At 57.7% G+C, this 7665-nt stretch carries 9 protein-coding genes and 1 pseudogene; 1 reads left to right on the top strand and 9 read right to left on the bottom strand.

The features are described 5' to 3' along the window. Window positions 1-132 precede the first annotated feature (132 nt). The 3 genes and pseudogenes from DBR24_RS31490 to DBR24_RS05160 all read right to left on the bottom strand — a co-directional run. Window positions 133-249, bottom strand: a pseudogene (locus tag DBR24_RS31490) (transcriptional regulator); the annotation flags it as partial. A 75-nt stretch (window positions 250-324) separates the two neighbouring features. Beyond that, window positions 325-1005: an RES family NAD+ phosphorylase gene (locus DBR24_RS05165; protein WP_128614100.1), complete on the bottom strand. Its 681-nt coding sequence runs from the start codon at window positions 1003-1005 to the stop codon at window positions 325-327. Next, the gene (locus DBR24_RS05160) at window positions 1002-1412 is read right to left on the bottom strand and encodes an MbcA/ParS/Xre antitoxin family protein (protein WP_007961687.1); all 411 of its coding nucleotides are present in this window, start codon (window positions 1410-1412) and stop codon (window positions 1002-1004) included. The genes DBR24_RS05165 and DBR24_RS05160 overlap by 4 nt, the downstream gene beginning before the upstream one ends. A gap of 333 nt (window positions 1413-1745) precedes the next feature. Here DBR24_RS05160 and DBR24_RS05155 point away from each other — a divergent pair, with 333 nt between their 5' ends. Beyond that, window positions 1746-2672 (top strand): LysR family transcriptional regulator, encoded by a 927-nt coding sequence (locus DBR24_RS05155; protein ID WP_123470603.1) that lies wholly within the window; start codon window positions 1746-1748, stop codon window positions 2670-2672. Here DBR24_RS05155 and DBR24_RS05150 read toward each other — a convergent pair. The 6 genes from DBR24_RS05150 to DBR24_RS05125 all read right to left on the bottom strand — a co-directional run bounded on the left by DBR24_RS05150 (window position 2589) and on the right by DBR24_RS05125 (window position 7287). Continuing rightward, window positions 2589-2906 carry an AzlD domain-containing protein gene (locus tag DBR24_RS05150; protein ID WP_007952614.1) on the bottom strand — a complete coding sequence of 106 codons (318 nt, stop codon included), beginning with the start codon at window positions 2904-2906 and terminating at the stop codon, window positions 2589-2591. The two genes, DBR24_RS05155 and DBR24_RS05150, sit on opposite strands and share 84 nt — an antisense overlap. Then, window positions 2885-3601 carry an AzlC family ABC transporter permease gene (locus DBR24_RS05145; protein ID WP_123470601.1) on the bottom strand — a complete coding sequence of 239 codons (717 nt, stop codon included), beginning with the start codon at window positions 3599-3601 and terminating at the stop codon, window positions 2885-2887. Before DBR24_RS05145 ends, DBR24_RS05150 begins: the two co-directional genes overlap by 22 nt. Next, a complete protein-coding gene (locus DBR24_RS05140; protein WP_016986309.1) occupies window positions 3598-3975 on the bottom strand; it encodes a GNAT family N-acetyltransferase in 378 nt (125 codons plus the stop codon). Before DBR24_RS05140 ends, DBR24_RS05145 begins: the two co-directional genes overlap by 4 nt. A 79-nt stretch (window positions 3976-4054) precedes the next feature. After that, window positions 4055-4801, bottom strand: a complete 747-nt coding sequence (locus tag DBR24_RS05135; protein WP_123470600.1) for a 2OG-Fe dioxygenase family protein — start codon at window positions 4799-4801, stop codon at window positions 4055-4057. A gap of 232 nt (window positions 4802-5033) precedes the next feature. Then, window positions 5034-6320 carry an OprD family porin gene (locus DBR24_RS05130; RefSeq protein WP_123470598.1) on the bottom strand — a complete coding sequence of 429 codons (1287 nt, stop codon included), beginning with the start codon at window positions 6318-6320 and terminating at the stop codon, window positions 5034-5036. Between the two features lie 298 nt (window positions 6321-6618). Then, window positions 6619-7287 (bottom strand): DsbA family protein, encoded by a 669-nt coding sequence (locus DBR24_RS05125; protein WP_128614099.1) that lies wholly within the window; start codon window positions 7285-7287, stop codon window positions 6619-6621. Window positions 7288-7665 lie beyond the last annotated feature (378 nt).

Below are 7665 nucleotides of genomic sequence, written 5' to 3'. Positions count from 1 at the left end.
CCATACAAAACAAAGCCCCTGCAGAAATGCAGGGGCTTTGTTGTTTCTGGAACGTCCACATTACGTCCACATTGCCTCTAACGGCTGTGTACTACCAAATTGTCGTTAATCTGGATCGCTCGTCTACGAGTGACGTGCTTCTGCCGGTGCAGGGCTCGGCACCGTGGTGACACGTCCAGCCTTTCCGGCCTTCATCTGACGTATAGATTCCAGCAAGTCCTTCTGGAGTTGCTCCAGTTCATTGAGCATCGCTGACTTTTTTCCTTCGGTTGATCAAGGTCGGCTGCGAGCGGCCTGTCGATCACACGTGGAGCGCCTCGCGCTTCAAACCTGACTGATCTCAAAGACAAACGAAATCCTGCGCTGGCTCGCACTCCACACATAACGAAGATGCTTGCCCTGTTTCGGAATCGACACCGCCGGCGGCCGGAGCGCGGCGACACATTCGTGGCCCGGCAGACGGACGCTGTTGTAGAGCAGGCCCCAGGATTCAGAGTCGCGCAGTTGTCGGGCAAACGCCTGGGATGGGCCGTAGGCGTCTGGATCGGGTTGATGCAAATCGGGAAAGTCGTGACGCACATCGTGCAGTGGCTTGACCACTCGATTGACGTAAGTACGCAGGGTCAACTCAAGATCCGCTTCGTGGGTGGCCGCGAGAAACCGTTCCTGGTGATAGCAGGTTTCGGCAATAGCGGCGGCCTGGCTGCTGGCGGCGTAGTAGACGCCGAAGGTGCCGTCGGTGAAACGGCTGCTTTTGCCGATGTGGGTAAACGCCGCCATCACCGGGGTTGAACCGGGACCGGAGAGTCGGTCTTCGGGGCGCACGCGGGCGAGGACGCCGGCCTGTTCGATCAGGCGATCGTTGGTCAGTGCTTCCAGCGCGTAGGCGATTTCCAGGTCTTCGGGGTCAAGCACATCTTCAAACAGCGCAATCGGCGGGAAGCTGCTGTTGACGATCCGATAAGCCTTGGGCCATTGCGGCTCGGCCAGCGGCGGGGCCTTCAACCGCGCACCCCGTCGAGGTAACGGCGCACGTCGGCGATGTCGACCACCCTGCCCGCCAGCATGTAATCCAGCGCCGTTCGGCCATTGAATGGCGCAGCCGTATTTGGACTGCTGACCCACGTGTAGGCGCGCTCGCGACTGTTGCTGAAGATGATGCTCAACGCCTTGTGAATGCCCATCAGATAGGAGATGCGCTCCAGCGTGTCATGTGGCAGGCGAATGTTCGGCGGCAGGTGTTTGTACTTGTAGAACGTGGTGTTGCCGACGCCGCCCAGCAACGTGCGCTGTTGCTCGGCGTTGCAGCCCCAGCGCTCCATGAGGTTGAAAAAGAACTTCAACGCAACACGCCCGGCTTCGGGGACGTCGAGTTGTTCACGCGGGGTTAGGGCTGGGGATGAGGTAGGCACGGCCGCCTCCATTGCTGAGTGACATGCCTTCAAGCCTAGTACAGATACGGATATTTGTTTTCTTTTAATCCGTAAATGAATCAATTCATTCCTTTGATCACATCCCGGGAAAAGCCAAGAATTGTTATTTCAAGTCAGTATTTTTTGACCTTCATCACCCCCATGTCACCAAAAATCCCGATCCTGTGTCAGCTTCCAGCCATCGGCAGGGACATCAATTCGCTACTAAATCCGCGACAACTATGCTCAGGTACAGGAATATAGCCGGCATATGGCGCCGGATCGGCAGTCTCGTAAACAACAATACCCAGCCCACTTCAGAGGGCATTACCCATGGATAGCAGAACCTTACGCAACCTCATGCGCATCGTGCAGACCGGCTCCTTGTCGGCCGCAGCCGAGCATTCGTGCCTGACTGTGCAGGCGTTGGCCGCGCAGTTGAACAAGGTCGAAGAGCAGTTCGGTTTCCGCTTGTTTCGACGTTCCAACAAAGGTCTGACGCTGACGCCGCAAGGCACCGAGCTCACGCCGTATATGGACAGAGTGCTGATCGCCACGCGACAGATGGAAGAAAAAGTCGAGGCACTCAAGGTGCCAGGCCAGCGCCCCTTGAAGGTCGCGTTGAACAACACGTTATCGGCTGACTTCAACCGGCGCATGATCGGACGCCTGATCGAAGTATTTCCCGATTACCAGATGGAATTCAGCTACGCCGAGTCGATGGAAAACCTCAGCAAGCTGAAGAATGAGGACTTCGATCTGGCGGTGTTGATTGGCCCGCAGCGCCCGGGGTTGCCGAGCATCGTCCTGCCGGATGTGCAGGTGCAGGTGGTCGGTGCGCATTGCGGCCAGGAAAACGATCCACTGACGTTACTGGGCAACAAGTTTCAGGTGCGTCCCGCGGAGGATTGTCCGTATTCCCACAGTTTTTTGCGTTTTCTCGACGCCGGTCTGGGCAATCACGAAAACGGCCAGCGCATGGTCTATTCGTGCAGCGAAACCCTGACGTTGTCGCTGATCACGCAGATGGATGCGGTCGGCATGGTCTCGCGCGAGGCCGCGCAAAAGAACGGCCTGACGATTTTCCCCGGGTTCGAGGATTTCCTCGAAGTGCGCCTGGCGGTGAACAATCCGGAGTTGTCGAGCCAGGCACTCAACGATGTCGTCGATCTGCCGCTACATGAACGAGCCGAGCGCAATGTACGCAGCCGTCCCAACCGCCACACTGAGAAAGAGGTTTTTGCTGAAATACGCACATAACAGCGTCGGAATCGCGGCATAAAATTCCGGGCGATCGAGCTGTATGTGCTGATCCTTGATCAACAGGGGTGTCAGGCTGATCGCAGCGACGATCGCCACCGGCAAGTATTCCAGCGCCCGCGCCACGAAGGGTGGCCAGTGCTCGGTGTTGACTTGCAGCGGCAAGGCGCGCGGCAGAAAGGTCACGGCCATCATCAGCGCGACCACCAGAATCAGGAACGTTTGGTCAGGCATACACCCACTCCGCAGCCCACAAACGTGGCGATAAACACATTGAACGGCGAACTGCCGACCAGGCTCAGCGCGCCCATGCAGACGACGGCAGCCGCGGCGGCGATGAGTTTGTTGCGGGTGTTGCACAGCGACACCAGCACGTAGAGCATCATCGCGGTCAGTGCGTAGTCGAGCTGGTATTTGATCAGGTGCGACGCATATTGCGCACACACCGCACCCAGCAGCCCACCCAGCACCCACGAGGTGTGGCAGAACAGGTTGAAGCCGATCAGGTAACGGATGTTGACCGGCGCGCCAGTGCCGAGTTTGACGCTGTGAAACGCAAAAGACTCGTCAGTGAGGCCACCGGCGTAAGCCCAGCGCTCCATGCGGCTCAAACCGAGGGCGCGCAGGGCCTTGGCCATGTACACCGACATCAGCATGTGTCGCGCGTTGATCAGGAAGGTGGTCAGCACGATGGTGGTCAGCGAGGCGCCGCTGGAGATCAGTGCCAGCGCCGCGAATTGCGAAGCACCGGCGTAGACGAACAAGCACATCGCCACCGGCAGCCACATCGGCAGGCCGGCGTTGACGGCCATCAGTCCGAACACGAACGACACCGTGAAGTATCCGGCAACCACGGGGCTGGCTTCGGCAAACGTGCGCGACGGCTGAGGGGTGACCATCAGCGGCGCACTGCCGGACGTTTCATTCATAGATCCCTCTCAAATGTCCGCTCGCCGTGAGGTTCGCAAAAACCCTGGGCAGCCCAGAATCGCTTGCCCGCGAGGTTAGCATCATCGACGAACAGGAACATCCGCAGCACACCGACCCGCTTCATGTCGGAAGACGCCGCTTCAACCAGACGCTGACCGACACCCTGACTGCGGTAGCGCGGACTGACGGCCAGATGGTTGATTGTGCCGCGACTGCCGAGCATGCCGCCCAGCACCGCCCCGACGATTTCGCCGGCGACGTCGAAGGCCAGATAGGCCGTGGTGGTTTTCTGGATCAACACGCCGCGCAGGCACTTGGCGTCCTGCCATTCGCAAAAGGACACTTCGTCGAACTGGCGGAAGAAGCGCTCCATGCGCTGCGCATCCTTGGCCGTGGCGCGTCGCAGCACCACCGGCGTCGAGCATTCGACGCCGTCGATTGGGGTGATCTGATTAGCGAACAATGTCGAAAGCGGTCCCGGGCCGCGAGAAGGAGATCGCCAGAATCTGCCGGTACGCCATGGCATGGGTGTGGGTGTTGCGGGCCGGCGTGACGTAGTGGCGCATGTCGCGATCGAGGAAGTAGGTGGTGTCGAGAATTTCCTTGTAGGTCGTCGACGCCAATTGATTCTCATGGATGTCGTACAAACGACTTTCCGCGCCCTCGACATTGTTGCGACCCCAGAAGTGCACACCGCTGAACGGATAACCGTCGCAGTGAATGCCTTCCGGCGTAATCTCAAGTTGCTTGCCGGGTTTGATTTCGATGCGGATCTGATGAATCTGGCATTGCCAGATTTCATCGTGCAGCTCTTCCGGCAGCACACTTTTGTACACTTCGAAATCGGTGTCGATCAGGCTGCGCATCACCGGCGAAGTGATTACTTCATCGGAGAAGTCCTGGAAGTGGCGAACCACGCCGCCAACGTAAGCGTTGTTTTCTTTGGACTGCACGTAGGCGCGATGCTCGAGTTGCTTCAGCTCGCGGGTTTTCGGGTTGTACTCAAAGTCGCTGTAACGACGGTAACGCATGCCGGCTTCGGCCTGACCGTAGTAACTGTCAGGCTCCATGTTTTCCCAACTTTTGGTCAGTCTGACGAAGTCGGCGAAATGACCGTAGAGATTGAAGTCACCACCCTGGACGTTGACATATTTGTCGCGCCGTAGCGATTCGCCCACTTCTCTGTTCAAAACGATCATTACCAAAATCTCCGCTGCATTGAGCGGCCTAATCTATTAGGTGGAGATTTTGCGTCCATGAGAAAGAATTTCAGGCATTTAAAGCGCTGATTGAAACGGCGTTTGAAGCGACTTAAAAACAACTTTTACATGACAAAAACACGGGTTTTTCCTGCTTTTCAGCAAAAAACCGCTCAAAAAAAACCCCGAGCCAGTCGGGGTTTTTCTCATGTGTGTTACACCGTAGCGAACATCAGAAGATGTTGATCGGGTAGTCCACGAACACACGTACTTCGTTGCCGCCTACGTTGTATTCGCTGGATTTCTGCGACACACGCAGGATCGAGCTGCGCAACTTCACGCTCAGGTCTTTGGCCGGACCGCTTTGCACGACGTACTTGAACTGGTTGAAGATTTCGCGCTCGGTGCCGCCTTCGCTGGTGGAAGTGGTGATGTTGTCGCCACGCACGTAAGCGAAGTTGTAGCTCAGACCCGGTACGCCGAATGCGCCGAAGTCCAGGCCGTAGCCCAGTTGCCAGCTGCGTTCGTCTTCAGCGTTGAAGTCGGACCAGTAGGAGTTGGCCAGGTAGATGGTGTTGCCACCGTCACCAACACGATTTTGATCTTTCTGGTAGCCGCCGTAGGCGTAGCCCAGGTTGCTGTCGCCGGTGGAGCGCTGGTGGGCCACGGTGAACGAGTGCGGACCGGTGGCGAAAGTGGCTGCCAGGCTCCAGATCTTGTTGTCGTCGCCGGTAGCGCCACTTTCGCGGACGTAGGAATCGTCCAGCTTGGTGCGATAGCCGTTGAAGTCCAGGGTCAGCGACTGATCCTTGTCGATCGGGAACACGTAGTTGGCGTTCACGTATTGCTTCTTCAGCACATCTTCGACGTCGGACGCGTACAGCGCCGCCTTGAACTGCTCGGTGAACTGGTAGCTACCGCCCAACACGTTGATCGACTTCAGGCCACCGCTGTCACGGCCTTCATCGCTCTTGCGCGATTCGGCGGTGAAACGACCGGCGTTCAGTTCCAGGCCTTTGATCTCTTTGGAAGTGATCAGGGTCCCGGTGTAGCTTTCCGGCAGCAGACGCGAATTGTCGTAGTTCAGCACCGGCAGGGCCGGCATCTGGTCACCGTAGGTCAGCACGGTATTGGAGAAACGGAACTTCACCGCAGCGCCGCCCTTGGCCAGATCGTCAGCCGGGTTGCCGCTGTTGTCTTGCTTGAAGAAGTCGATGCCACCGGCGCCGCTGCGGCCCTTGCCACCGTCCAGACGCAGTGCGTACAGACCGAACGCGTCAACACCCACACCAACGGTGCCTTGGGTGAAACCGGACGAGAACGTGCCGATGGCCGCTTGACCCCATTCGGCCTTGTCTTTGTTACCGTCTTTGTAATCACGATTGATGTAGGCATTGCGCAGCAGCACTTTCAGGCTGCTGTCTTCCACAAAACCCTTGGACTCGGCCTGGTCGTTAGCCATGGCCTGTGTAGCACTCAACATCCCCAGTGCGATCAGACTGATCCGCTTGTTCAACATTTTGTTTTCCTTATTACGGGTTGAAACGCGCTGTGTCGAACGGCTGAAACGGCGCTTTTGCACTCTTGTATTCACCCCGAAACAAAAAGACCCGCCCACAACCAAGTCATGGCGGGCCTGCTCCTTATTTTGAGTCATGGCGGTTGGCCACAGGCGTTGGGGCCGAATCGTAGCCGCGCCCTGAACAATGTGTCAATTTCAAGAATCGTCTTTAAATAGGCAGAAAACGTCTAAAAAACGTAAATTTTGCGCTGAGTCCTTGCACGGAAACGCCGCCAGCCAGTGAATCAATACTCGATCAGGCGCAACCGTCGAGGCCGCAGGACAACGAGGACTCGCCCGTGCCATCGACCGCGACCGCCTGCCCCAACCATTCGGCAAACGCCTGCGGCTTGCCCAACCAGGGACTGATGTCGAGCAACGTGAATTGGCCGTCCTGTTCCAGGGCAAACGTTGGAAAGCCCTGCCCGCCCACCTGAGCGAGCAACTGGCGCGTGGCTTTTATATGGGCTTCGGTGGCCACGGACTTTGATGCTGCGCGGAAGTCTTCGGCGTCGTAACCCAGCTCGACCGCCAACGCCGAAAGCACCGATGCATCGGCAATCCGCCGCCCCTCTACATAGTGTGCTGTCTGCAAGCGGCCAAGCATCTGCAGACCGCGTCCGTCGATGGCCTCGGCCGCCAGCACGGCAGCGATCGGCGGGGTCGAATCGAAGACGGCCGAGTGATCGCGAAGCAAGCCTTCGAAATATGCCTCGCCGAAAGGCTGCCCGGTGTATTCGGCGATACGCCGGTCATGGGGCATCACGTAATTGCGTAACTGCGGCGAAACGTTCTGGCGGTTGGCGCCGCTCATCATGCCGCCCGCATGGGCCATCACTGGCAGCACCTGCTGCGCCGCTTGCACCAGAGGCTTGGCGCCGTAGCACCAGCCGCATAAGGGGTCGTAAATGTAGTGAAGAATCATCGGTAAGCTCCGCCAAATCAGAAAAAGTCGATGCCGGCAGATTAATTCCTGGGACGTTGCGGAAAAACGCCGGAACGGCTTTCAGTTTGTTGCGCCAATCGGTCGAATCGGTCGAGCGTTCCGCGTGTATCGACGCAGACACAAATAGAAACAATCAGACAAGGGAACTTATAAAGAATAATTAACGAGAGCAAATGCAAAGCATTACCATTCGCGCACTCGAATTCTTCCACCCTTCCGGATGCGCTTTTCAATGCCTGCCCCGTTCCGTCTTACGCCCGTCACGCTTGGGCTTTCTGCCTTTCTGTCCAGCGGTTTCGCCTGTGCGGCAACCGAATTACCCGCCACCGCGATCAGCGCCGAAGCACTGGCCGATGA

Origin of the sequence: Pseudomonas sp. HMWF006, from assembly GCF_003061205.1 — a bacterium.
Classification (GTDB): Bacteria; Pseudomonadota; Gammaproteobacteria; order Pseudomonadales; family Pseudomonadaceae; genus Aquipseudomonas; species Aquipseudomonas monsensis.
This window is presented reverse-complemented; position numbering and strand designations above follow the sequence as displayed.